Here is a 25,071-nt window from a genome sequence, read left to right as displayed (position 1 = left end):
AATGCGTCATAGCCTCCTCCTGAAACCACACGTTCGGGCATCAGTCGGAGGCGAACGGACATGTACGCACCGGAGCGGCAGCAGGAGATCCTCCGGCTCGCCCGTGACGGCGGCCGGGTGGACGTGGTGTCCCTGGCCGAGGAGTTCCAGGTCACGCCGGAAACGATCCGCCGCGACCTCAAGACTCTCGACCGCGCCGGCCTCGTCCGCCGGGTGCACGGCGGCGCCATCCCCGCCGGCCGGCTGGACTTCGAGCCGGACCTCGCCGAGCGGGAGTCCACCGCGGCCGACGAGAAGGACCGGATCACGAAGGCGGCCCTCGCGGAGCTGCCCCGCGAGGGCACCGTGATCCTCGACGCCGGTTCCACGGTCGCCCGGCTCGCCGCGGCCGTCCCCCTCGACGCCACGCTCACCGTCGTCACGCACAGCCTGCCCACCGCGGCCCGCCTCGCGGACCACCCCGGCATCCAGCTCCATCTGGTCGGCGGACGCGTACGGCACCGAACGCGCGCCGCCGTGGACGCCTGGGCGCTGCGGGCGTACGGGGAGATCCGCGCCGACGTGGTGTTCATCGCCGCCAACGGCTTCTCCGCCGAGCACGGACTGACCACGCCCGACCTCGCCGAGGCCGCCGTCAAGCGGGCGGCTATCCGGGCGGCACGCCGGGTGGTGCTGCTCGCCGACTCCTCCAAGCACGGCCAGGAGCACTTCGCCCGCTTCGGTGACCTCGGCGATGTGGACCTGCTGATCACCGACGGCGGGCTGAGCCCCGACGACGCCGCCGCGATGGAGCGCGGCGGCACGGAAGTGGTGCGCGCATGATCCTCACCGTCACCCCGAACCCCTCCCTCGACCGTACGTACGAGGTTCCCTCCCTCGACCGCGGCGAGGTCGTCCGGGCCACCGGTGAACGCGTGGACCCGGGCGGCAAGGGCGTGAACGTCTCGCGCGCGATCTCGGCCGCCGGGCAGCGCACCGTCGCCGTCCTGCCCCTGGGCGGCGCGCCGGGTGCGCTCGTCGCCGACCTGCTGCACACCCAGGGCATCGAGGCCGCGCCGGTCCCGATCGCCGGCAACACCCGCTCCAACATCGCGGTCGCCGAGCCCGACGGCACCCTCACCAAGATCAATGCTCCCGGCCCGGAGCTCTCCGCCGCCGAGGCCGAACTCCTCCTGGAGGCCGTACGCGAGCAGTACCGCGCCGCCGACACCAGTTGGATCACCTGCTGCGGCAGCCTTCCGCGCGGCCTCGACCCGTCCTGGTACGCCGACCTGGTGGCCCGCGCCCATGCCGCGGGCGCCAGGATCGCGCTCGACACCTCCGGGCCCGCGCTGCTGCAGGCGCTGCGCGAGGGCCCGGACCTGGTGAAGCCGAACGCCGAAGAGCTCGCGGAGGCCGTCGGGCGCCCCCTCGCGACCGTCGGCGACGCGGCCAAGGCGGCCGAGGAGCTGCGGCAGATGGGCGCGGGTGCTGTGCTCGCGAGCCTCGGCGCCGACGGGCAGGTGCTCGTGGACGCCGCGGGCGTGTGGTTCGGCGGCGCGCGCGTCGACGTCGTACGCAGCAACGTCGGCGCCGGTGACTCCTCCCTCGCCGGCTTCCTGATCGCCGGGGGCACCGGCCCGTTGGCCCTGGCCTCGGCCGTCGCCCACGGCGCCGCGGCGGTCCGGCTGCCCGGCAGCGTGATGCCGACGCCCGACGACCTGGACCTCGCCGCCGTCACGGTCACGTGGGAGGTACCCGTCGACCGCGCCCTGAGGGAGCCCGTGTCATGAGCGTCCGCCGCGGACTGCGACGACTTCCCGCCACCCCCCGCTGCACTCCCGTCCCCACCCCCGCCCGGCGCACTCGCAGGGCGATACGCGTGCGAAGGAGCCCGCGATGAGCGAGATGATCAACGCGGACCTGGTCGATCTCGACCTGTCCGCCGACACCAAGGAGGCGGCGGCGCGTGCCCTCGCCGCGCGGATGGTGGCCCAGGGCCGGGTGACCGACCTGGAGGGCTTCCTCGCCGACGTGGCCGCGCGTGAGGCGCAGATGCCGACCGGTCTCGACGGCGGCATCGGCATCCCGCACTGCCGCAGTGAGCACGTCACCGAGCCGACCCTCGCCTTCGGGCGCAGTGCCCGCGGCCTCGACTTCGGCGCCCCGGACGGCCCGGCCGACCTCGTCTTCCTGATCGCCGCTCCGGCGGGCGCGGACGACGCGCACCTCGCGATCCTGTCCGCCCTCGCCCGTCGGCTGATGAACGCCGAGTTCACGTCCGCGCTGCGGGCCGTGGGCGACGCGGTGGCCGCGGCCGCGCTCATCCGCGGGGACGAGTCCCCGGCGGCCGCGGCCGGGGCGGGCGGTGCCGGCACCTCCGCGGCGACGGCGACGGCGGCCTCCTCCGGTGCCGCCGCGGAGGACACGCCTCCGGCGCCCGGCGCGCAGGCCCAGGACCCGGCCGCCGAGGGTGCGCACGCCGAGGACACGGCCGCATCGGTGCCGGGTGATACCGGCGGTCCCGTCGGGCGGCCGTTCCGTGTCGTCGCCGTCACCTCCTGCCCCACCGGCATCGCGCACACCTACATGGCCGCCGAGTCGCTGGAGAACGCCGGGCGGGAGGCGGGCGTCGAGGTGGTCACGGAGCCGCAGGGCTCGGCCGGCTTCACCCGGCTCGACCCGGCCGTCATCGAGGCGGCGGACGGCGTGATCTTCGCCCACGATCTCCCCGTACGCGAGAAGGAACGGTTCGCCGGAAAGCCGACCGTCGACGTCGGTGTGAAGGCGGGCATCAGCCGCCCCGCCGAACTGATCGCCGAGGTGCGCGAGAAGGCCGCACGCGGAGAGGTGACCGCGGGGACAGCGCCCGCCGGGACACCGGCCGACCGTGCGGGCGCCGTCGGCGAGGGGTACGGCACCAGACTGCGCAAGTGGCTGATGTCCGGCGTGAGTTACATGGTTCCCTTCGTCGCCGCGGGCGGTCTGCTCATCGCCCTCGGGTTCGCGATCGGCGGCTACAAGATCAACAAGGCGCCGTCCGTCGTGGACCACTTCGTGTGGACCCAGACGAACAGCTGGGCCGCGCTGCTCTTCCAGATCGGCGTGGTGTCGTTCGGCTTCCTGGTGCCGGTCCTGGCCGGCTACATCGCGTACGGCATGGCGGACCGCCCCGGCATCGTGCCGGGCTTCGTCGGCGGCTCGATCGCGCTCACCATCAACGCGGGCTTCCTCGGCGGTCTGGTCGCCGGTCTCCTCGCCGGCGGGGTGGTCATGGCGATCCAGAAGGTCCGCATCCCCCCGGCGCTGCGCGGCATCATGCCCGTGGTGGTGATTCCGCTGATCTCCTCCGCGGTCGTCGGATTCCTGATGTTCGTCGTCGTCGGAAAGCCCATCGCGTCGGTGCAGAAGGGCCTGACCGACTGGCTGAACGGTCTCACCGGCACCAACGCGGTCCTGCTCGGCGCGCTGCTCGGCGTGATGATGTGCTTCGACCTCGGCGGCCCGGTCAACAAGGTCGCCTACACCTTCGCCACCGCCGGTATCGCCGTCTCCACCCCGAGCGACTCGGCGATGAAGATCATGGCCGCGGTGATGGCCGCCGGCATGGTCCCGCCGCTGGCGATGGCGCTGGCCACGACGGTCCGCGGCGGGCTGTTCACACCGGCCGAGCGCGAGAACGGCAAGGCCGCCTGGGTGCTGGGCGCCTCCTTCATCTCCGAGGGCGCGATCCCGTTCGCCGCGGCCGACCCGCTGCGCGTCATCCCCTCGTCGATGGTCGGCGGTGCGGTCACCGGTGCCCTGTCGATGCTCTTCGGCGCCACGCTGCGTGCCCCGCACGGCGGCATCTTCGTGGTCCCGCTGATCGGCAACCCGTTCCTCTACCTGATCGCCATCGCCGTCGGCGTGGCGGTGACCACGGCGCTGGTGGTCGTCCTGAAGGGCGTACGACGGCAGAGGCCCGTGGGTGCCGCCGAGGAGACCCGGGGGAGCGGGACGACCGGGGGAGCGCAGGCGACGACCCGCGGAGAGTCCCAGCAGACGGTCGCCGCCTGAGGGGCCGAACCACCCGACGCGCGTCGGCCGCGGGCCCGGTGGCGGGGCCGCGGCCGACGCGGCGTCCGGCGCCCACGGTCGTGGACCCGGGCCCACGGCCGCCCCATTACGGGCATCTATGCGCCGTTCGTCTCACTCGCGGCACCTGCGAGATGCGTCACGATCCGGGCTCAAAGTCCTTGAGCGTGGTGTGTACTGGGAACATGCCCGCGCACGTGTCGATCCTCCAGCTGGTCACCGCGGTCGTCTTTGCTCTGGCGAGCGCCGTGTGGATGCTCGGCCTGATCCGCGTCCGGCGTTACCGCTTCGAGAACGCGGCCCGGCGTGACGGCGGCAACGGCGGCATGCTGGGGTCCCTGCCCGCCCAGCGGCGGGGGGCACCCCCGTGGGAGTCCGTCGAGCTCACCCCGGCCGAACGGGACGCCTTCGCGGGCCTTGTGCGGCGGTTCGGCGAAACGTCGTAGCACCCGATTCCCGCGGTGTCAGCCGAGCCTGGCCGCCCGGCGTTCCATCGCCTCCCGCGCGGCCTCCTCGGTCGCGTACACCTCGCACATGTGCCGTCCGCTCGGGGTCGCCGTGTGCTCGACCTCCCACAAGGACAGCTCCCGGCCGTCACGCAGCAGGAACGCGTGCTCGTAGAGCGAGAAGCGCAGCCCTGCCTGAGCGGCCCGGCACGGACGCCCGAAGACCTGGGTGATCTGGTGGGCGAACGCCGAGCGCAGAAGTAACGCCGCCAGGTCCGATCCCGGCCGGTCCGCGTTCTCCGCACGGCGCAGGAGCCGGCGCGAGTGGTCCGCCGAGTCGTCGGGCACGTAGGCGTGGCCGGGCTCGGGGATCCGTGACGGCTCCACCGGTACGAGCAGTTCGAAGTCGGGGGCGTCCGGCGGAAGCGGCAGCCGGGTGGTGGCGGTCCGCAACTCCTCCTCGTCCACGTACACCTCGTGCTCCAGCCGGCCGCCGGGCGCCGTGTTGTGGACCAGCTCCCACAGCGTGACCGCCGAGCCGTCCGCGAGCAGCCAGGTGTGCCGGTACGTCTCCCGGTACAGCCCGGCGCTGTGGTGCGCGGAGTGCAGCGAACTGTCGTACACCAGCGCGCAGTCGAGCCGCCCGACCGTCTCGTCGGGCAGCTCGAAGGAGTTCAGGGCGCGACCGAGGAGCCGCGCGAGGTGCTCCTCCGGAGACTCGGGCGACTCGGGTGGCTCGTACGGTGCCGTCTCGTACGGAACGCTCAAGGTTTCTCCCGGCGTTGCTGCATGTCACCTTGTGGGTGCATACCGTAGCCCCTCGGTCGGACATCATGTCCGGGAACCGAGAAAACGTACGGGGGAAAAACGGACGGACCGTGCGGTGGGTTCCCGCGCGGCCCGATCGCTCGTCAGCTTCGCCTGCTCAGGCGGCACTTCCCGCTGTCCACGCGCTCCACGGCAGGTTCCAGCCGTTGAGCCCGTTGTCCGGTGCGACCGTCTTGTCGGGGGAGTTTTTGACGATCACCACGTCACCGATGAGCGAGTTGTCGTAGAACCACTTGGCGCTCGTGTCCCCCTGCGCGCCCTGCACGTCCGCGAGTCCGACGCAGCCGTGGCTGGTGCCCTGGCGGCCGAAGGGCGGATTGCCCCTGTTGTACCAGTAGTTACCGTGGATGAACGTCCCCGAGTTCGTCAGCCGCATCGCGTGCGGCACGTCCGGGATGTCGTACTCGCCGCCCAGGTTGACCGTCCGGCTGTCCATGCGGGTCCGCAGGAACTTCTCGGAGATCACCATCTGGCCGTTGTACGTGGTGTGCTGCGGGCTGCCCGACGAGATCGGGATCGTCTTGCGCGTCGTGCCGTCCCGCACGACCGTCATGGTCTGCGTGCCGACGTCGACCGTGGAGACCTGGGAGCGGCCGATGGTGAAGCTCACGGTCTTCCTCTGCACGCCGTACACGCCGTACACGCCGTTCGCGCCCTCGACCCCGTCCAGGTCGATCTTCATGGTGACCTTGGAGCCGGCCTTCCAGTACTGCTCGGGACGGAAGTCCAGCCGCTGCGCGCCGAACCAGTGCCCCACGACCTGCTGCCCGCTGCTGGAGGTCACCGTGATGTGCGACTGCACGGCCTTCTTGTCGCCGATCGCCTTGTCGAAGGTGAAGGACACCGGCATCCCGACGCCCACCGTCGTGCCGTTGTCGGGCGTGTACGTACCTATGAAGCTGTTGGCCGAGGTGACCGTGGTGAAGATGGAGTTGGCGGCCGCGACGCGGTTGCCGGCGTCCTCGGCGGTGGCCGAGATCTGGTACTTGGTGCCGCGCTCCAACTGCCGGCCCGGCTTCCAGGACCTCCCGTCCGCGGACATCTCCCCGGGAACGGCCGTGCCCGTCCCCGCCACCGTCATCTTCACCTCCGTCAGCTTCCCGTCGCTGACCTTCACCCCGGTCGCGTTGATGGACGCGCCCGTCGAACCGTCCTTCGCGGAGATGGTGATCTTCGCCGTGGAGGTCTTGGCGGAGTCCTTTCCGTCCTCGCTGTTGTCGGCCTCGGCGCTGCCACCGCAGGCGGTGAGGGTCAGGGCGCCGACCATCAGGGCGGCACAGGCCCCCAGTACGCGCCGCGCTCGCATGTCCGGCGTTGTCACGGGCTTCTCCCAGGTCGTCGTGAGGTGCGTGATCCGCTGCAGTACGTGGAAGAAGAGCGAACCCCGCCGAAGCGGGTTCCCGCCCGCCGCGGCGAACGCCATCACGTGACAGAACCGGGACAATCGCCCGCGCCCCGGCCGCTAACCGGCCCCGTACAACTCCCCGTAGGACGGCCACGTCCCGCCCGGCCCGTCCACCGGCTCGGCCGCGCGCACCGCCCGTACGATGGCCCGCGTCACCAGGTCCGCGCCCGCCGCGAGGACATCGTTGAGCGCGAGGGGACTTCGGGCGGCGAGCGCACGGGCACCGGTCGCCAGCGCGAACACCGTGTCCCCGTCGTGGAGCAGATGCACCGGACGCACGGCGCGCGCGATGCCGTCGTGCGCCGTGCCCGCGAGCTTCTGCGCCTGCGCCTTGGTGAGATCGGCGTCGGTCGCCACCACGGCGAGGGTCGTGTTCAGCGGCGGATGCCCGTTCTCCGCGGTGACCTCGGCGAGCCGCCGCCGCGCCGCCTCGTGCACCCCGGGCGCCGGGTGGCCGATCCGGCCCTGGAGCAACTCCCCGTACAAAGCGCCAGTCCCCGGCTCCACCGCCGAGCCCACCGCGTTGCACACGACCAGCGCGGCCACCGTGATCCCCGAGTCGAGCACGGTGCTCGCGGTGCCGACGCCGCCCTTGAACTGCCCCACCGCCGCTCCCGTGCCCGCGCCGACGCAGCCCTCCGCCACGGGGGCGCCCGGAGCGCTCGCGGCGGCCGCCTCGACCGCGGCCCGGCCCACGGCCGCGTCCGGCCGGGCCCTGAAGTCCCCGCCGCGTCCCAGATCGAAGATGCACGCGGCAGGCACGACCGGCACCACATGCGTCGGCTCCGCGCCCACCCGCACCCCGCGCCCGCGCTCCTCCAGCCATGCCATCACACCCGACGCCGAGTCGAGCCCGTAGGCGCTCCCGCCCGTCAGGACGACCGCGTCGACCTTCTGCACCAGGTTGCGCGGATCCAGCGCGTCGGTCTCCTTGGTGCCGGGCCCGCCGCCGCGCACGTCCACGGCCGCGACCGCGCCGCCCTCGGGTGCGAGGACGACCGTGGTGCCGGTGAGCCAGCCTTCCCCGGTCCGTGTGGCGTGCCCCACGCGCAGTCCCACGACATCTGTCAGAGCGTCAACCGTCATGGACTCATGATCCGCCCGCATCCTTCGGCACGACCCCGGGCCGCGGTGATCCGCACGTCCGCGTCGACCGGGGGAGGGGGCGGCCAGGCGCCGTCCGCCCGGCACCGGCGCGGAGTCCGGCACCGGCGCGGAGTCCGGCACCGGCGCGGACGTACGCTGGTGGCATGAGCGCCGCCCCCGCCCGCGAGCCACGCGATCCGAAGCCCGAGCCCAAGGACGCCCTCGTCTTCGACGACCCGCTGAGCCGGCCGTCCTCGGACGACACGGACCAGGGGTGGGGCGAACGGCCGGTGCCGAGTGCCGGCAGCGCCGCCGACCTGGCGCGCTTCCTCGACGAGAAGCCGCCCCACCATCTCTGAGCACCGCCCCGGGGCCGGGCGGTCCATGGGCTACGGCCTGCCGTGACCCGGCCCGCGCTGCGCCACGAGGGCGTCGCGGATCTCCTTGAGCACCTGCAGCTCGGTCGCCTCGATCATCTCGTGCGCGCCCTCCTTCGCCTTGCGGCGGGCCTCCTGCCTGGCCAGGAACCTGGACATGGGCAGCACCATGAGGAAGTACACGACGGCCGCGGTGATCAGGAAGTTGAGCGTGGCGCCGAGGACCGAGCCCCACAGGATCCGGACCCCTGTCGCGCTGTCGCCGGTGCCCGTGCACGGTGCCTTGAGACAGGAGCTGTAACTGTCGAGGCTCTTGGTGCCGAGGGCACCCACCACCGGGTTGATGATCCCCTTCACCACGGAGTTCACGATGCTGGTGAAGGCGGCGCCGATGACCACCGCGACCGCCAGGTCGACGACGTTCCCCCGCATCAGGAACGCCTTGAAACCGTGCAAGACTCCCGGCTGCCTCTTCTCGCTCACCAGTGAACCCCTCCTCGACCGCGCCGGCTGTGGAAAAAACCGTTCCGCAACCTACGGCAGGGACTGGCACACCTGTCCAATCCGGGGTGCGGGGAAGGCCGCCGGGTGTGCTCAGCACAGCGTCACCGCCAGCCGTGAGGTCGCGCCCGCACCGGCCAGGCGCGCGGCCGTGCCGCGCGGTACGGACAGCACGACCAGCGCTCCGCTCTCCGTGGGCGCCACGTCCGGCACCCGCGTCACACGGGCCCCGGCCGCGACCACCGACGCGCCTCCGCCCCCGTCGGACGCGATCACGTCGACCCGGTCGCCCGGCCGCAGCAGCCCCACCGTGGCACCGTCGGCGATCCGCACCGGCGCCGTCACCATCTCGACGCCACGCCGCTCCGGCACGGGCCCGGCGGCAGCCGTCGGGCGCGTGCCGGCGCCCGGATGTCCCCGCGCCCCCTCGGCCGTGCGCGGTCCCGCCGCCACGAGCGCGGCGGCGGTGACCGCGAGGCCGGCGGCCACGGCCCTCCTCCGGTGCCGGACGAGTCGCCGCAGCCGCTGCCCGCCGCCGCGGACGCGCACGGGAGCGAAGTGCGGCACCGCGCACGTCGCGGGCGTGCCCGCACCGGCCGCGGCGTCCGGGCCGGGAGTGCCCGCGACGGCGTCCGTGTGCGGCGGGGGCTCGGGGACATGCGGGTGAGGTGCGCGTAGGGGAAGGGAGGAGGAGCGGGTCATGCTGATCACCACCTGCATCGCGAGATCGAGGTGCGATCCACGATGAGGCTTCGCGGCCGGGTCCGCCGGCGCCGGTGGACCACCGGCCGGTTGTGGACAACTCCCTCACCCGAACGGGGCGTTCCGTAGGCCAGGCCCGTGCCCGGCCAGGGCGGGTTCCGTGCGCCCGTGCCCGGTCAGGGCGGGTTCCGTGCGCCCGTGCCCGGACACGGCGGGTTCCGTGCACCCGTGCCCGGACACGCCGGTTCCGCGCGGCGGTGTCCGGTCAGGGCAGCTCGAACCCCGTCTCCATTCCGCCCAGCGCGGTCGTGCACAGGCAGTCCCGCGTCTCGTTCGCCGGCAGCGCCGCCACCGCGTCGAACAGCACGCCCCGCAGCCGGTCCACGTTCGCCGCGAACACCTTCAGCACCTCGTCGTGCGAGACGCCCTCGCCGGTCTCCGCCCCGGCGTCGAGGTCGGTGACCAGGGTCAGGGAGGTGTAGCAAAGCTCCAGCTCGCGGGCGAGCGCGGCCTCGGGGTGGCCGGTCATGCCCACCACCGACCAGCCCTGCGCCCGGTGCCACAGCGACTCGGCACGGGTGGAGAACCGCGGCCCCTCGACGACGACCAGCGTGCCGCCGTCCACCGGTTCCCAGTCCCGCCCGCGCGCCGCCTCCAGCGCGGCCTTGCGGCCGACGGGGCAGTAAGGGTCGGCGAGCGAGACGTGCACCACGTTCGGCACGGTGCCGTCGGGCAGCGGCAGCCCGTCGAAGTACGTCTGCGTCCGGGCCTTCGTGCGGTCCACCAGCTGATCGGGGACGAGCAGTGTCCCGGGGCCGTACTCGGGGCGCAGACCGCCGACGGCACACGGCCCGAGCACCTGGCGCACGCCGACGGAGCGCAGCGCCCACAGATTGGCGCGGTAGTTGATGCGGTGCGGCGGCAGATGGTGGCCGCGGCCGTGGCGGGGGAGGAAGGCCACCCGCCGGCCGGCGACCTCGCCGAGGAAGAGGGAGTCGCTGGGTGGTCCGTACGGGGTGTCGACGCGGAGCTCGGTCACGTCGTCGAGGAAGGAGTAGAAGCCCGAGCCGCCTATGACACCGATGTCTGCGTTCTGCATGGCGAGCACAGTAGCTGGCTTCGGGGACGCGAATGCCCCGCCGTCGTCCGACGGCGGGTTCGCACGGCCGAGCGCCTACGCGGCGGTGGAGGTGCCCGTCGACGACGACCCGGAGCCGGACGAGGACGACGGGGCCGACGAGGACGACGAGGACGACGGGGCAGACGACGACGAGGAGCTCGACGGCTTCGACGCCGCCGGGCTGCTGCTCGAGGACGAGCCACGGCTGTCGTTGCGGTAGAAGCCGGAGCCCTTGAAGACGATGCCGACGGCGGAGAACACCTTCTTCAGGCGGCCACCGCAGCTGGGGCACTCGGTCAGAGCGTCGTCGCTGAACTTCTGCACCGCCTCGAGGCCCTCGCCGCACTCGGTGCACTGGTACTGGTAGGTCGGCACTTGTCTTCCTCCTGGCACTCTCACTCGATGAGTGCTAACGACGATCCATAGTGACGTATTCCTCGGGATCAGTCCACCGTCATCGGCACGCGGTGATCCACGCCACGTGCGACGGTGCGGCCGTCGGCCCGTGCCGCCAGCCGTGACCGCAGGACCACCAGGGTCACCAGCGCCAGCACCGTGCCGCCCATCGGGACCAGGAAGCCGGCGCCGTCCCACAGGCGGTCCTCGAGTTGTCCCGCGGCCGTGACCGCGGCCGCCTGGCCGAGCGCGACCGCGCCGGTCAGCCAGGTGAACGCCTCGGTGCGGGCGCCGGCCGGGACCAGGCCCTCGACCAGCGTGTAGCCGGTGATCAGAGCGGGCGCGATGCACACCCCCACCAGCAGGCCGAGACCGGCCAGGACGATCACGGAGTGCGCGCTCCACAGGCCCGAGGCGGCCACCGCCAGAGCGGTATGGCCGAGGACGAGCCGCCGCTGGGGGGGGGCGGCCTTCCAGGCGACGGTGCCGTACACGACACCGGAGAGCATGTTGCCTGCGGCGAAGACGCCGTACAGGACGCCGTTCAGACCGGGCTCGCCGATCGACTCGCTGAACGCGGCGAGTGCCACCTGCAGACCGCCGAAGACGGAACCGATGCCCAGGAAGGCCACGGCCAGGACCCGCACCCCGGGGACGCGCAGTGCGGAGGCGTGCCGCACGCGTGCGTGCGGCACGGCGGCGACGGGCGGCTGTGTGTCCTTCTGCGCCGCGAACAGCAGGCCGCCGGCCAGCGTCAGCGCTGCCTCCGCCAGCAGGCCCGCGGCCGGGGCCACGGTGGTGCACAGAGCCGTCGCCAGCAGCGGGCCGAGCACGAAGGTCAGCTCGTCGGTGACGGATTCGAAGGCGGCCGCGGTCGTCAGCAGGGGTGAGCCGTGCAGCCTCACGCCCCAGCGGGCGCGCACCATGGGGCCGATCTGCGGCACGGAGGCGCCCGTCGGGACGGCCGCGGCGAACAGCGCCCACAAGGGGGCGTGGGCCAGCGCGAGCGCCGTCAGGGCGGCGCCCGACAGGGCGTGCACCAGGACGCCGGGGACCAGCACCGCCCGCTGTCCGCGGTGGTCGGCGAGACGGCCGCCGGAGGGCGCGAACAGCGCCATGGAGACGCCGGTGACCGCGGCGACGGCGCCCGCGGCCCCGTACGAGCCGGTGGTGTGCCGTACGAGCAGCACGATGGAGAGGGTGAGCATCGCGAACGGCTGACGCGCCGCGAAGCCCGGGAGCAGGAACGTCCAGGCGCCGCGGGTGCGCAGCAGCTGCCCGTAGCCCGGACGGGACGACTTCGAGGAGACCGTGGACGCCACGGCCCGCGCCTTTCGCCGCCTGGTAGCGCGCCCGTGCGGGGGGCGCCGAGAGCTGTCCTCTTGCGCGGACTGCGGTAGATACCGGCGCCCGTCGAGGAGGGCGTCGCGGCCGCCATACGGTCGCGCCAGCTCTGCGTCAGGCAGAGTTGGTTCGATCAAGTGCGCCTTGATTGTAGCCGTGCCCTCAACGAGTGCCGTGGGCTCCGCCGCCGCGGTTCCCCGCCCCGTCGCCCAGGCCCAGCCATCCGGCCAGCTTGCCGCCCTGGCCGACGGCCCTCAGCCGCTTCTCCGCGGCGTCGCGCACCTGGTCCGTGGCGACCACGAGGAGTTCGTCCCCGCGCCGCAGCACCGTCGTCGGCAGCGGTACGAACGACTTCCCCTCCCGGACGACGAGCGTGACCGCGGCGCCGGCCGGCAGCCGCAGCTCGTTGATCTCGACGCCGTGCATCCTCGATCCCTCGGGGATGGCGACGGACAGCAGATGGCCGCGCAGCCGCTCCAGGGGTGCCGACTCGATGCCGAGGTCGGCGGCCTCGGGGCCTTCGCCCAGCCGCAGCACGCGGGCCAGCCACGGCAGCGTCGGCCCCTGGACCAGGGTGTAGACGGCGACGAGGATGAAGACGATGTTGAAGATGCGGTGGCTGGCGTCGACGCCGTTCACCATGGGGATGGTCGCCAGGATGATGGGCACCGCTCCGCGCAGCCCGGCCCACGACAGCAGCGTCTGCTCCTGCCACGGCATACGGAACGGCGCGAGGCTCACCACCACGCTCAGCGGCCGCGCCACCATGGTCAGCACCAGACCGATGACGAGGGCGGGCAGCACGTCGTCGCCCAGTTCGTGCGGGGTGACCAGCAGACCGAGCAGGACGAACATGCCGATCTGGGCGATCCAGCCGACCCCCTCGGCGAAACCGCGTGTGGCGGGCCAGTGCGGCAGCTTCGCGTTGCCGAGCGTCATCGCCGCGAGGTACACGGCGAGGAAGCCGCTGCCGTGGGCCAGCGCGCCGGCCGCGTACGCGGTGACCGCGATGGCCATGACGGCGATCGGGTAGAGACCGGAGGCGGGCAGCGCCACGTGCCGCAGGCCCCAGGAGCCGAGCCAGCCCACCGTGAGGCCGATGGCGGCACCCACGGCCAGCTCCAGGAGGATCACGCCGGGCAGCGTGTACCAGCGCTCCACCGGGCCGACCGTGGAGAGGGCGACGACGAGGATGACCACCGGGGCGTCGTTGAAGCCGGACTCGGCCTCCAGCACACCCTTCAGGCGCGCGGGCAGGGGCACTTTCCGCAGCACGGAGAAGACGGCCGCCGCGTCGGTGGACGACACCACCGCTCCGATGATGAGCGACTGCCGCCATTCCAGCCCGCAGAGGTAGTGCGCGCCGGCGGCCGTGACGCCGACGCTCACCGCGACGCCGACGAGCGCCAGGGAGGAGGCCGCCGGGAGGGCCGGACTGATCTCCTTCCACTTCGTGCCGAGACCGCCCTCCGCGAGGATCACGACCAGGGCCGCGTACCCCATGACCTGGGTCAGTTCCGCGTTGGTGAACGGGATGGCGCCGACGCCGTCCCTGCCCATGGCGATGCCGATGCCCAGGTAGACGAGCAGGCTGGGGAGCCCGCTGCGCGACGAGACACGAACCGCTGCCACCGCGATGAGCAGAACGAGCGAGCACAGGAGCAGGAGCTGGTTGAGGTGGTGGACAGTCAGCGGCCGTTCCCTTCTCGCCAATCCGGGCGCCGCGCTGCGGACGCCTCGACCTGAGCCGGTGAAGCCCGGGCGACCTGGGACTTCACGGCAAGTACTTCGTTACCTTACCTAATTCTTGACGCTTTCTTGACGCTCCGGGGCGCGTGATCGAACTCCAGTCCGGCCGGGTTCCCCGGACCGCGTCCAGGCGGAGGGGCCCCTGCGCCTATGGTTGCTCCAGCGCTCAGTAGAAAGCACAGCCCGCCCTGCCGCTCGTGTTAGGACAGCAAGGACAGCGATGCCCCCCAACACCACCGCCTCTTCCGGCCAGAAGCCCGGCAAGCCCGGCAGGAAGAAGGGGCGCAGAGCCCGTCTGGTCGTGATCGTCCTGGTACTGGCCCTTGTGACCGGCTTCGGGTACGGCGGGTACTGGTCCGTCAGTACGGTGCGCGCCTCCTTCCCGCAGACCAAGGGCTCGATCACCCTCGCCGGCCTGTCGGGCCCCGTCGACGTCAAGCGCGACGGCAACGGAATCCCGCAGATCTACGCCTCCTCCGACGAGGACCTGTTCATGGCGCAGGGCTACGTCCAGGCGCAGGACCGGTTCTACGAGATGGACGTGCGCCGCCATATGACGTCCGGGCGCCTGTCCGAGATGTTCGGCAAGAGCCAGATCAAGAACGACGAGTTCCTGCGCACCCTGGGCTGGGACCGGGTGGCACAGAAGGAGTACGACACCACACTGTCGGCCTCCACGAAGAAGTACCTCCGGGCCTACGCCAAGGGAGTCAACGCCTACCTGCAGGGCAAGGACGGCAAGGACATCTCCCTGGAGTACGCGGCCCTGAACCTCACCGGCGACTACCGGCCGGAGGCGTGGACCCCGGTCGACTCGGTCTCCTGGCTGAAGGCGATGGCCTGGGACCTGCGCGGCAACATGCAGGAGGAGATCGACCGCTCCCTGATGACCAGCCGTCTGGGCCCGAAGCAGATCGCGGACCTGTACCCGGAGTACCCGTACGGCCGCCACAAGCCGATCGTCCAGGAGGGCCGGTACGACGCCGCCACGAAGACGTTCGAACAGGGCGGCTCGACGGGCACCGGGTCGACCACCGGTACCACGGGTACCACCGGAACCACCACGTCGACCACCGGGACCTCGGGGTCGTCGGCCCTGCGCAGCCAGCTGGCCGGCCTCTACAACGTCCTGGACGACGTCCCCACGGCCGTCGGCGTGAACGGCAACGGCATCGGCTCCAACTCGTGGGTCGTGGCCGGCAGCCACACCATCACCGGCAAGCCGCTGCTGGCCAACGACCCGCACCTGTCGGCCTCCCTGCCGTCGGTCTGGTACCAGATGGGCCTGCACTGCACGGCCGTCTCGTCCCGGTGCCCCTACGACGTCACCGGGTACACGTTCGCGGGCCTGCCCGGCGTGATCATCGGCCACAACCAGGCCATCGCCTGGGGCATGACCAACTCCGGCGTCGACGTCACCGACCTCTACCTGGAGAAGCTGTCCGGCGACGGCTACGTGTACGACGGCAAGGTGGTGCCCTTCACCACCCGCACCGAGACGATCAAGATCGCCGGGGGCGGATCCAAGAAGATCGTCGTCCGTGAGACGAAGAGCGGCCCCCTCCTGTCCGACCGCGACGACGAACTCGTCAAGGTCGGCAAGAAGGCCACCGTCGACACCGCGGCGCCCGACCGCGGCGACGGCTACGGCATCGCGCTGCGCTGGACCGCGCTGGATCCGGGCTCCTCCATGGACGCCGTGTTCGAGATCGACAAGGCGACGGACTGGAACGCGTTCCGCGCGGCGGCCCGGTCCTTCGACGTGCCCTCGCAGAACCTGATCTACGCCGACACCCGGGGCAACATCGGCTACCAGCTGCCCGGGAAGATCCCCACGCGCGCGCAGGGCCTCGACGGCTCGATCCCGGCGCCCGGCTGGGACTCCGCGTACAAGTGGACCGGCTACATCAAGCAGGACGAGCTGCCGCACGAGTTCAACCCGGAGCGCGGCTACATCGTCACCGCCAACCAGGCCGTGGTCGGCAAGGACGCCTACCCCTACACGCTCACCACGGACTGGGGCTACGGCGCGCGCAGCCAGCGGATAAACGACCTGATCGAGTCGAAGATCAAGGGCGGCGGCAAGATCTCGACCGACGACATGCGGCAGATGCAGCTCGACAGCAGCAGCGAGATCGCCAGGCTCCTGGTGCCCAAGCTGCTCAAGATCGACGTCTCGGACAAGCATGTCCGCGAGGCGCAGAAGCTGCTGGAGGGCTGGGACTACACCCAGGACGCCGACTCGGCGGCGGCCGCGTACTTCAACGCCGTCTGGCGCAACATCCTCAAGCTGGCCTTCGGCAACAAGCTGCCAGGGGAACTGCGGGTCAAGGGACAGTGCCTGTGGGTCGAGCCGGCCGACAACACCGGGCCCGCGGACGAGAACCGGAAGGTGCGCGAGTGCGGTCAGCGCGACGCGGACCAGGCGCAGCCGGACGGCGGCGACCGCTGGTTCGAGGTGGTGCGCGACATCATCGACGACGAGAACAACGACTGGTGGCAGACGCCCAAGACGCGCACCGACAAGGCGACCACGACGCGGGACGAACTGTTCGGGCGCGCCATGAAGGACGCCCGGTGGGAGCTGACCGCCAAGCTCGGCAAGGACATCGACACCTGGAGCTGGGGCCGTCTGCACCGCCTGTTCCTGAAGAACCAGACCCTCGGCACCGGCGGCCCCCGGATAGTCCAGTACATGCTCAACAGGGGCCCCTGGAAGCTCGACGGCGGCGAGGCGACCGTGAACGCCACGGGCTGGAACGCGGCGGGCGGCTACGGTGTCGTCTGGGTGCCGTCGATGCGGATGGTGGTCAACCTGGGCGACCTCGACAAGTCCAAGTGGATCAACCTCTCCGGTGCCTCGGGCCACGCCTACAGCGCCCACTACACCGACCAGACGGACCTGTGGGCCAAGGGTGAACTGCTGCCGTGGCACTTCTCGAAGGACGCGGTCGACAAGAACACGGCCGACACGCTGGTGCTCAGGCCCTGACGGGCACCGCCTCGTGAGACCGGCCCTCCACGCGTGCGTGGAGGGCCGGTCTCACGAGGCGGGGGGCCTCCACGGGGCCGGCAGCGGCCTCTAGGACTCGCGGAAACGGTGCACGCCCGACGGCGTCACCGCCGCGTGGACCGGACGGTCGTGAGGCTCCTCGGGTACGTGCGCCACGACCTCCGCGTCGTACAGGAGCACCACCAGCGCGGGCTCGGCGCCGGCTCCTTCCAGACGGGCCAGCACACGGTCGTAGGAGCCTCCGCCGCGCCCGAGGCGCATACCGCGCGCATCGACGGCGAGACCCGGCAGCAGTACGGCGTCCGCCTGCCGGACCGCCTCCGGGCCCAGGCGCTCGCCCACGGGCTCCAGGAGGGCCATCTTCCCGCCGTGCCGGACGCGGATGAGGGAGTCCGGACCGGCGTACACGCCCCAGTCGAGGTCGTTGTCCGGCAGCAGCGCCGGGAGCAGGACGCGCACGTTCCGCGCGCGCAGCGCGTCCAGGAGCGCCAGGGTGCCGGGTTCGCCGCCCACGGAGACGTAAGCCGCCACCGTGCTCGCGTGCGCCAGTTCGGGCAGCTCCAGGGCCCGGGCGGCGAGCGCGCCCGCCGCCCGGTGCACGTCATCCGGCGTCAACCTGCTTCTCACCGCGAGGAACCCTCGCCGCAACAATCGCTTGTCAGACTCTGTCTCGCGTTCCATGGGAGCCACAGGTCGCTGCCCCATCCCTTCCTAATGCTTTCATATGAGAGCGAATTAACCGGGGCCACAGATTCCGCACATAGCCACCGGATATGGTTGCGGACATGACTGAGTCGCACCCCAGGATCAGCAAGGCTGTCATTCCCGCAGCGGGCCTCGGCACCCGGTTCCTGCCGGCCACCAAGGCGACGCCCAAGGAGATGCTGCCGGTCGTCGACAAGCCCGCGATCCAGTACGTGGTCGAAGAGGCCGTGTCCGCGGGGCTCGACGACGTCCTGATGGTCACCGGCCGCAACAAGCGCCCCCTTGAGGACCACTTCGACCGCAACTACGAACTGGAGTCGGCGCTCGAGAAGAAGGGCGACGCCGAACGGCTCGCGAAGGTCCAGGAGTCCAGCGACCTCGCCACCATGCACTATGTCCGCCAGGGCGATCCCAGGGGCCTCGGCCACGCCGTGCTGTGCGCCGCCCCGCACGTCGGCCGCGAACCCTTCGCCGTCCTCCTCGGTGACGACCTGATCGACCCGCGCGACCCCCTGCTGGCCCGCATGGTCGAGGTCCAGGAACTGCGCGGCGGCAGCGTCGTCGCGCTCATGGAGGTCGCGCCGGAGCAGATCCACCTCTACGGCTGCGCGGCCGTCGAGCCCACCCAGGACGGCGACGTCGTCAAGGTGACCGGCCTCGTCGAGAAGCCGGAGGCGGCGGACGCCCCGTCGAACTACGCGATCATCGGCCGCTATGTCCTCGACCCGCACATCTTCGACATACTGCGTACGACGGAGCCGGGCCGCGGCGGCGAGATCCAGCTCACCGACGCCCTCCAGCAACTCACCGAGGACGAGAAGGTCGGCGGCCCCGTGCATGGCGTGGTCTTCCAGGGCCGCCGCTATGACACCGGGGACCGTGGCGACTACCTGCGTGCCATTGTCAGACTTGCGTGCGAACGTGAAGACCTGGGTCCGGACTTCCGGGTCTGGCTTCGAAGTTACGTAGCTGAGGAGATGTAGCGATTTGAGCGCCGCCGCGAACCGCACCACCGGCCCGGACCACCTGTGGTCGGTGGAGGAGCACCTGGAGGACATTCTCGCCACCGTCCGCCCCCTGGAGCCCATCGAGCTCCAACTGCTCGACGCCCAGGGCTGTGTCCTGGTCGACGACGTGATGGTGCCGGTGTCCCTGCCGCCGTTCGACAACAGCTCGATGGACGGGTACGCGGTGCGCGTCGCGGACGTGGCGGGCGCGAGCGAGGAGTTCCCCGCCGTCCTCACGGTGATCGGGGACGTCGCGGCGGGCTCGGCCGACCTGCTCCGGGTGGGGCCCGGCCAGGCCGCGCGCATCATGACCGGCGCCCCGCTGCCGCCCGGCGCCGAGACCGTCGTTCCCGTCGAGTGGACCGACGGCGGGCTTGGCGGCGGGCCGGTCTCCGGGATGCGCGCCCGCAGCCTGTCCCCGGAGGGCGCCTCCGGGGAGGTCAGGGTCCACCGTCCCGCCGAGGCGCGCGCGCATGTGCGCGCGAAGGGCAGCGATGTGCAGGCCGGGGACCTCGCCCTGGAGGCCGGCACCGTCCTCGGCCCCCCGCAGATCGGGCTGCTCGCCGCGATCGGCCGCGGCACGGTCCGGGTGCGCCCGCGCCCGCGCGTGGTCGTGGTGTCCACCGGCAGCGAACTCGTCCAGCCCGACGAGGACCTCGGCAGCGGACAGATCTACGACTCCAACAGCTTCGCCCTCACCGCCGCCGCCCGCGACGCCGGGGCGATCGCCTACCGGGTCGGCGCGGTCGCCGACAACGCCGAGACGCTCCGCTCGACCATCGAGGACCAGCTGGTGCGGGCCGACCTCATGGTCACCAGCGGAGGGGTGAGCGTGGGGGCGTACGACGTCGTCAAGGAGGCGCTCTCCTCCATCGGCGACGAAGGCGAGGCGGGCGGCGGCGTGGAGTTCCGCAAGCTCGCCATGCAGCCCGGCAAGCCCCAGGGCTTCGGGGCCATCGGCCCCGACCACACGCCGCTGCTCGCGCTGCCGGGGAACCCGGTGTCGTCGTACGTGTCCTTCGAGCTGTTCGTGCGCCCCGTGATCCGCACCCTGATGGGCCTGAAGGACGTGCACCGCCCCAGGGCCAGGGCCGTCGTGGAGGCGGACAAGGCGCTGCCCTCGCCCGCGGGCCGCCGGCAGTTCCTGCGCGGGACGTACCGCGACGGCACGGTGACCCCCGTCGGCGGTGCCAGCTCCCACCTTGTCGCGGCCCTCGCGCACGCCGACGCGCTGATCGTCGTCCCCGAGAAGGAGACGTCCTTGGAGCCGGGCACCGAGGTCGAGGTGGTCCTGCTCGGCTGACCGCTCCCGGTTGGCGGTACCGTGTCGCGCACAACAGGTCCGCGCTTCCACCGCACGGACCCGGACCGGGAGCGCCACAGCAGATGAGTACGCAGGACCGACTGACCCACATCGACGAGGCGGGGGCAGCCCGCATGGTCGACGTCTCCGGCAAGGACGTGACCGCGCGCACCGCGCGCGCCAGCGGCCGCGTCCTGGTCTCGCCGCGCGTCGTCGAGCTGCTGCGCGGCGAGGGCGTGCCCAAGGGCGACGCGCTCGCCGTCGCGCGGATCGCGGGGATCATGGGCGCCAAGCGCACACCGGACCTGATCCCGCTGTGTCACCCGCTGTCACTGTCCGGTGTGACGCTGGACCTGTCGGTCGCGGACGACGCCGTCGAGATCGAGGCCACCGTGAAGACCACCGACCGCACGGGCGTCGAGATGGAGGCGCTCACCGCGGTCAGTGTCGCGGCGCTGACCGTGATCGACATGGTCAAGGCGGTGGACAAGGGGGCGGTGATCACGGACGTGCGCGTGCAGGAGAAGACGGGCGGAAAGTCGGGCGACTGGAGCCGGTCATGACGGTACCGGCCGGGCCGCCGATCGGAGGTGCCCTGACAGCGCCGTACTCGGCCCTCGTGGTGACCGCGTCGAACCGGGCGGCGGCGGGTGTGTACGAGGACAAGGGCGGTCCCCTGATCGCTCAGGCCCTCATCCGGTTCGGCTTCGCGGTCGACGGCCCCTGGGTGGTCCCGGACGGGGACCCGGTCGAGGACGCGCTCAGGACCGGCGTCCGCGCGGGCTACGACGTGATCGTGACCACCGGCGGCACCGGCCTGTCGCCCACCGACCGCACGCCCGAGGCGACCCGGGCGGTGATCGACTACGAGGTGCCGGGCATTCCCGAGGCCGTCAGGGCGTTCGGAAGAGAGAAGGTGCCCACGGCGGCGCTCTCCCGGGGACTGGCCGGGGTCGCCGGCGGGACGCTGATCGTCAATCTGCCGGGTTCCACCGGCGGGGTGAAGGACGGACTGGCCGTCCTGGAACCCTTGTTGGTGCACGCCGTCGACCAGATCCGCGGCGGCGACCACCCCAGGGCCGGCGCGGGCGGGTCCCCGGCCGGCGAGGACCGCCCAGGACCGAGTGGGGGTACGAGCTGAACAGCCCTTCCTGGCCCGTCGAGCTGGCGGACGGCGATGTCGTCCTCCGGCCGATAAGGCTGCGCGACCAGCGCGCCTGGCGCGAGGTCAACCGCCGCAACCGGGACTGGCTGCGGCCGTGGGAGGCGACCATCCCGCCGCCCACGCCCAGCGGCCCGGTCGCGCACCGGCCGACCTTCCGCCAGATGGTCCGGCATCTGCGCAACGAGGCCAACGCGGGCCGGATGCTGCCCTTCGTGATCGAGTACCAGGGGCGCCTCGTCGGACAGCTGACGGTGGCCGGGATCACCTGGGGCTCGATGTGCTCGGGCCATGTGGGCTACTGGGTGGACGAGGCGGTCGCGGGCCGCGGGGTGATGCCGACGGCCGTGGCGCTCGCCGTCGACCACTGCTTCCGGACCGTCGGGCTGCACCGCATCGAGGTCTGTATTCGCCCGGAGAACGGGCCGAGCCGCCGGGTCGTGGAGAAACTCGGATTCCGCGAGGAGGGGCTCCGGCCGCGTTATCTGCACATCGACGGGGCCTGGCGGGACCACCTCGTCTTCGCGCTCACCGCGGAAGAGGCGCCGGAGGGTCTGCTCGCGCGCTGGCACCGGGCCCGCTCCCAGCAGGCGGGCACGCAGAACCCGACGTCCCGCACGCAGGGCGCGGGCGCGGAGCCGGGCAAGCCCGCCAACCCCAGGAAATAAAAAATATGTTCGAAATTGATCGCTCGCCGATCGCCTCAGGCCAATGAATTAGCGGTCCCGATGGCCTGCTGATCGCATCGGTCCCAAAAAAAGCTCGAAATATCAGCCAGATCGTGCGACACACCGGCTCAATTGGCAGATGGCCTCACGCAAACCCCTCTACCGTGTGAGGCGTGAGCAGCAGCGGCCTCATCTACGCAGTCATCGTCGGGGCCTGGGCCGCCTACTTGGTGCCGATGTGGCTCCGTAGGCAGGACGAGTTGAACGAGTCTCGTCCCACGGAACGCTTCAGCACCGCCATCCGGCTGCTGTCCGGACGGGCGGGGATGGAGCGCCGATACGCCAAGGACCTGCGCGCGCGCTCCGCCGAAGAGGGGGAGCCCGACGCCGAGCCGGACGGCGTCACCGACTCGGTGGACGTCCGGGCCTTCGCCATGCCTCCGACCCGGGAGCAGGTCAAGGCCCGGGTGCAGCCGCAGGGACCGGCCCGGCGGGAGCCGGGTGAGCCGGTGCGGCGGGAGCCGGGCGAGCCGGCCCGGCGGGCGTCCGGATCCGCGGCGCACGCCCCGTCCCGGGCGGCCGCGCCCCGCCCCGCCAAGGGCGCGGGCCCGCGCACACCCGAGGCGAACAGGGCGCCCGGGCCCCGGAGGGCGCCCTCGGCGGAGGCCATGGCGCGCGCCCGGCGCACGAAGGTGCTCGCGCGCCGGCGCCGCACGACCGTGATGCTCTTCCTCGCCTTCACCCTGGGCGCGATCGTCGCCGCGGTCGGAGGGCTCGCCTTCCTGTGGGCGCCGGGGGTGCCCGCCGTGCTGCTGAGCGCGTACATCGCCCATCTGCGGGCGCAGGAGCGCAAGCGGTTCACGTACACGATGGACCGGCGACGGGCCGAGGCCGCGGCGCAGCGGCTGCGCGAGCGCCAGCCACGACGCCGGCCCCCGGCACCCTCCGCCGCGGAGGAACCGGAGGACGGCCCCGAGGCCGACAGCGACCCCGGACTGTCCGCGCTCGCCGCCGACCGCCGTGCCCTGGTCGAGCAGACCGACCACGCGGAGTGGGTGGACCAGCAGCGCGAGCGCCGGCGCAGGCCGGGGCACGGCGACAGCTGGGATCCGGTACCGGTGCCGCTGCCGACGTATGTGACCGCGCCGGTCGCTCCGCGGGCGACACCGAGCGTGGACCTCGGGGCGCCGGACGCATGGAGCTCGGCCCGGTCGAGCGCGGCGGAGGCGGCGCCCGTGCCGGGGGTCCCCGAGACGGGCGCCGAGCCGCGCCGGGCAGAGTCCGGGTCCGGTCCGCAGGAACGGCCGGCGGAGCCCGCGGGCGGCGGGCGGAGCGATGCCCGCCGCTCGGCTTCCGCGCGGCGGGCCCGGGGGCGCGGACGTACGCCGTTGTTCGACCAGTACGAGGACGGGGAACGGCCCCGGGCCGCCAACGAGTGACTCCGCCGCCCGGCGGCGCTCGGCTGACCAGCCAGGAACGGATTTCCAAGCACCCGGACGGGGATGCTAGAGTTTCACTCGTTGCAAGGGCCTGTGGCGCAGTCCGGTAGCGCACCTCGTTCGCATCGAGGGGGCCAGGGGTTCAAATCCCCTCAGGTCCACGCACGGCTGTTCTTGAGTTCGCTCAAAGGCAGTTGACGAGATCCCGCTGATCTTTCTGATCGGTCGGGATCTTCGTCGTTTCCGGGGTCTGTTCGACCATCCACATGCCCGGGTACGGCACCGGAGCATCCGGCGTCCGAGCCCGCACCGGAAATCCCCTCCCCTTCGTCGAAGCCCTGGAGCAGCCCGAACATCAAGCCCGATACGCGTGTTGCGCTCAGGGCAGCCGCGAGGTGACCGCACCACACACAGTGCCGCCGTCACCTCGCGGCCGCCCTCGGAGGGAGCCTCTCGGGAGTGGCCAGGCAACCGTCGTCACTCGCAGGTGTGTGCCCGGTGCACCTCCCGTCGCCAGACGTGGGCGGCCAATGTTGAGGGCGCAACCGTGAAGTCGGCGAACGGGGGAACCATGAACGCGAGTGTCTCCAGCTACCGAATACGAGAAGGCGCCCACGACGTCACCGATCCGGGCGACGAGTTGAGTGCTGCGCTCTTCGCGTCGTTACGCCGCAGTGACCAGCGGCTCAGGGCACGGCACTATCTGAGTGGGCTGCTGGCGGCGAAGGGGCGCAAGTCGATCCGGAACATCGCCACGCTCGTCGGCGGGGCCGCGGCCGAGCAAAGCCTGCACCACTTCATCAGCGACTCCACCTGGGACTGGCTGCCCATACGCCAGGCCCTCGCCGACCATGTCACGCGGGTGCTGGCACCACGGGCCTGGGTCGTACGACCGCTGTTCATTCCGAAGGCAGGCGAGTACTCGGTCGGGGTGGAGCGGCAGTTCGTCCCGGGGTCCGGACAGGTGCTCAACGGCCAGCTGGCCTTCGGGGCGTGGGCCGCGACCGAGGGGACCAGCGTCCCCGTCCAGTGGCGGCTGCATCTTCCCGAGTCCTGGCTCGGGAACGCGCGCAGACGCCGTAGGGCGGAGATTCCCGACAGCGCCCAGGCGGAGACACCGGACGAGTGCACGACCGCCACGGCGCTGACCGCGCTGGGCCGGTGGGAGGCGCCGACGCGTCCCGTCGTGCTGGACACCCACGTGACGGACCTAGGCAGGGGCATCCGGCCCTTCGTCGAAGCTCAGGTTCCCCTGCTCTCCCGGGTGAATGGGAGCACCCCGCTGATCGTGGCGGACCGCGCGATGCCCGGGTACCGGGCGGGAGCGATTCCGGCCCGCCACATCATGGAGTCCGTGCAGGGGCTGCGCCGTCCGCTGGAGGCCGCCCGGGGACCGGTGCGGCGCACCACGCTCGTGGCGGCGGTGCGGGTACGGCTTCCCGGGCCGTGCTCCGGGCCCGAGCTGTTGCTGATCGGCGAGTGGCACGAACGCGGGAAGGCGCCGACGGCGCTCTGGCTCGCGGCCCCGGCGACGGCACCGGTCGGCGATCTCGTGCGGTTGACGTGGCTTGCGCAGCGGGTCGCCCAGGACGAGCAGCAGATCAGCGAGCAGGTGGGTGTTCGCGACTTCGAGGGACGCTCGTTCCGGGGCTGGCACCGCCACATGACCCTGGCCTCCGTCGCCCATGCGGTGTCGGTGCTGGCGGCCGGGGCCGACGAGTCGGACGAGCGGCGTTTCCGCGCGCTTCGGCCCTCCGCCTGACCCTT

The 25,071-nt window shown here is 72.1% G+C and carries 23 protein-coding genes and 1 tRNA gene; 14 read left to right on the top strand and 10 right to left on the bottom strand.

Annotation, left to right across the window (positions count from 1 at the left end):
• Positions 1–60: 60 nt before the first annotated feature.
• The 4 genes from ACZ79I_RS16950 to ACZ79I_RS16935 all read left to right on the top strand — a co-directional run bounded on the left by ACZ79I_RS16950 (position 61) and on the right by ACZ79I_RS16935 (position 4,499).
• Positions 61–822 carry a DeoR/GlpR family DNA-binding transcription regulator gene (locus tag ACZ79I_RS16950; protein ID WP_471498281.1) on the top strand — a complete coding sequence of 254 codons (762 nt, stop codon included), beginning with the start codon at positions 61–63 and terminating at the stop codon, positions 820–822.
• Positions 819–1,772 (top strand): 1-phosphofructokinase, encoded by a 954-nt coding sequence (pfkB, locus tag ACZ79I_RS16945; RefSeq protein WP_471498279.1) that lies wholly within the window; start codon positions 819–821, stop codon positions 1,770–1,772. Before ACZ79I_RS16950 ends, pfkB begins: the two co-directional genes overlap by 4 nt.
• Positions 1,773–1,878: 106 nt before the next feature.
• Positions 1,879–4,035, top strand: a complete 2,157-nt coding sequence (locus ACZ79I_RS16940; protein ID WP_471498278.1) for a PTS fructose transporter subunit IIABC — start codon at positions 1,879–1,881, stop codon at positions 4,033–4,035.
• A gap of 203 nt (positions 4,036–4,238) precedes the next feature.
• Positions 4,239–4,499: a hypothetical protein gene (locus ACZ79I_RS16935; RefSeq protein ID WP_471498277.1), complete on the top strand. Its 261-nt coding sequence runs from the start codon at positions 4,239–4,241 to the stop codon at positions 4,497–4,499.
• An 18-nt stretch (positions 4,500–4,517) separates the two neighbouring features.
• On the opposite strand, the gene ACZ79I_RS16930 is transcribed toward ACZ79I_RS16935, so the two are convergent.
• The 3 genes from ACZ79I_RS16930 to ACZ79I_RS16920 all read right to left on the bottom strand — a co-directional run bounded on the left by ACZ79I_RS16930 (position 4,518) and on the right by ACZ79I_RS16920 (position 7,818).
• The gene (locus ACZ79I_RS16930; RefSeq protein ID WP_471498275.1) at positions 4,518–5,267 is read right to left on the bottom strand and encodes a DUF6227 family protein; all 750 of its coding nucleotides are present in this window, start codon (positions 5,265–5,267) and stop codon (positions 4,518–4,520) included.
• Between the two features lie 157 nt (positions 5,268–5,424).
• Complete coding sequence (locus ACZ79I_RS16925) at positions 5,425–6,594, bottom strand: L,D-transpeptidase (RefSeq protein WP_471505009.1); 1,170 nt, start codon at positions 6,592–6,594, stop codon at positions 5,425–5,427.
• A gap of 195 nt (positions 6,595–6,789) precedes the next feature.
• Positions 6,790–7,818: a P1 family peptidase gene (locus tag ACZ79I_RS16920; protein WP_471498274.1), complete on the bottom strand. Its 1,029-nt coding sequence runs from the start codon at positions 7,816–7,818 to the stop codon at positions 6,790–6,792.
• A gap of 164 nt (positions 7,819–7,982) precedes the next feature.
• Between ACZ79I_RS16920 and ACZ79I_RS16915 the strand changes: the two genes are divergently transcribed.
• Positions 7,983–8,177, top strand: coding sequence for a hypothetical protein (locus ACZ79I_RS16915; RefSeq protein ID WP_471498272.1), 195 nt, complete (start codon positions 7,983–7,985; stop codon positions 8,175–8,177).
• Positions 8,178–8,207: 30 nt separating this feature from the next.
• On the opposite strand, the gene mscL is transcribed toward ACZ79I_RS16915, so the two are convergent.
• From mscL to ACZ79I_RS16885, 6 genes are all read right to left on the bottom strand, one after another.
• Positions 8,208–8,678, bottom strand: coding sequence for a large conductance mechanosensitive channel protein MscL (gene mscL / locus ACZ79I_RS16910; protein WP_471498271.1), 471 nt, complete (start codon positions 8,676–8,678; stop codon positions 8,208–8,210).
• A 111-nt stretch (positions 8,679–8,789) separates the two neighbouring features.
• Positions 8,790–9,398, bottom strand: a complete 609-nt coding sequence (locus tag ACZ79I_RS16905) for a hypothetical protein (protein ID WP_471498270.1) — start codon at positions 9,396–9,398, stop codon at positions 8,790–8,792.
• Between the two features lie 265 nt (positions 9,399–9,663).
• Positions 9,664–10,497, bottom strand: coding sequence for an S-methyl-5'-thioadenosine phosphorylase (locus ACZ79I_RS16900; RefSeq protein ID WP_471498269.1), 834 nt, complete (start codon positions 10,495–10,497; stop codon positions 9,664–9,666).
• A 75-nt stretch (positions 10,498–10,572) separates the two neighbouring features.
• Positions 10,573–10,893 (bottom strand): FmdB family zinc ribbon protein, encoded by a 321-nt coding sequence (locus ACZ79I_RS16895; RefSeq protein WP_471498267.1) that lies wholly within the window; start codon positions 10,891–10,893, stop codon positions 10,573–10,575.
• A gap of 68 nt (positions 10,894–10,961) precedes the next feature.
• Positions 10,962–12,236, bottom strand: a complete 1,275-nt coding sequence (locus ACZ79I_RS16890) for an MFS transporter (RefSeq protein ID WP_471498266.1) — start codon at positions 12,234–12,236, stop codon at positions 10,962–10,964.
• A gap of 184 nt (positions 12,237–12,420) precedes the next feature.
• Entirely contained in the window at positions 12,421–13,971 is a 1,551-nt protein-coding gene (locus ACZ79I_RS16885) for a potassium/proton antiporter (protein ID WP_471498264.1), read from the bottom strand.
• 256 nt (positions 13,972–14,227) lie between these two features.
• On the opposite strand from ACZ79I_RS16885, the gene ACZ79I_RS16880 reads away from it, so the two are divergent.
• On the top strand, positions 14,228–16,999 hold the full coding sequence (locus ACZ79I_RS16880) for a penicillin acylase family protein (protein ID WP_471498263.1): 2,772 nt from the start codon (positions 14,228–14,230) through the stop codon (positions 16,997–16,999).
• 90 nt (positions 17,000–17,089) lie between these two features.
• On the opposite strand, the gene ACZ79I_RS16875 is transcribed toward ACZ79I_RS16880, so the two are convergent.
• Entirely contained in the window at positions 17,090–17,701 is a 612-nt protein-coding gene (locus ACZ79I_RS16875; protein ID WP_471498262.1) for a 5-formyltetrahydrofolate cyclo-ligase, read from the bottom strand.
• Between the two features lie 104 nt (positions 17,702–17,805).
• Here ACZ79I_RS16875 and galU point away from each other — a divergent pair, with 104 nt between their 5' ends.
• The 8 genes from galU to ACZ79I_RS16835 all read left to right on the top strand — a co-directional run bounded on the left by galU (position 17,806) and on the right by ACZ79I_RS16835 (position 25,066).
• The gene (gene galU / locus ACZ79I_RS16870) at positions 17,806–18,708 is read left to right on the top strand and encodes a UTP--glucose-1-phosphate uridylyltransferase GalU (RefSeq protein WP_471498260.1); all 903 of its coding nucleotides are present in this window, start codon (positions 17,806–17,808) and stop codon (positions 18,706–18,708) included.
• Positions 18,709–18,712: 4 nt separating this feature from the next.
• Positions 18,713–20,035 carry a molybdotransferase-like divisome protein Glp gene (gene glp / locus ACZ79I_RS16865; protein WP_471498259.1) on the top strand — a complete coding sequence of 441 codons (1,323 nt, stop codon included), beginning with the start codon at positions 18,713–18,715 and terminating at the stop codon, positions 20,033–20,035.
• An 83-nt stretch (positions 20,036–20,118) separates the two neighbouring features.
• On the top strand, positions 20,119–20,598 hold the full coding sequence (gene moaC / locus ACZ79I_RS16860) for a cyclic pyranopterin monophosphate synthase MoaC (RefSeq protein ID WP_471498258.1): 480 nt from the start codon (positions 20,119–20,121) through the stop codon (positions 20,596–20,598).
• A complete protein-coding gene (locus tag ACZ79I_RS16855; RefSeq protein ID WP_471498256.1) occupies positions 20,595–21,176 on the top strand; it encodes a MogA/MoaB family molybdenum cofactor biosynthesis protein in 582 nt (193 codons plus the stop codon). The genes moaC and ACZ79I_RS16855 overlap by 4 nt, the downstream gene beginning before the upstream one ends.
• Entirely contained in the window at positions 21,173–21,865 is a 693-nt protein-coding gene (locus ACZ79I_RS16850) for a GNAT family N-acetyltransferase (RefSeq protein ID WP_471505006.1), read from the top strand. The genes ACZ79I_RS16855 and ACZ79I_RS16850 overlap by 4 nt, the downstream gene beginning before the upstream one ends.
• A 173-nt stretch (positions 21,866–22,038) precedes the next feature.
• Positions 22,039–23,304: a divisome protein SepX/GlpR gene (sepX, locus tag ACZ79I_RS16845; protein ID WP_471498255.1), complete on the top strand. Its 1,266-nt coding sequence runs from the start codon at positions 22,039–22,041 to the stop codon at positions 23,302–23,304.
• Between the two features lie 87 nt (positions 23,305–23,391).
• Positions 23,392–23,465 (top strand) — tRNA-Ala (locus ACZ79I_RS16840).
• 410 nt (positions 23,466–23,875) lie between these two features.
• Complete coding sequence (locus ACZ79I_RS16835; RefSeq protein ID WP_471498254.1) at positions 23,876–25,066, top strand: IS701 family transposase; 1,191 nt, start codon at positions 23,876–23,878, stop codon at positions 25,064–25,066.
• Positions 25,067–25,071 lie beyond the last annotated feature (5 nt).

The sequence above is a fragment of the Streptomyces sp. PSU-S4-23 genome, assembly GCF_055632315.1.
The sequence above is the reverse complement of the archived record's forward strand: the minus strand, read 5'-3'. Positions and strand labels throughout refer to the sequence as shown.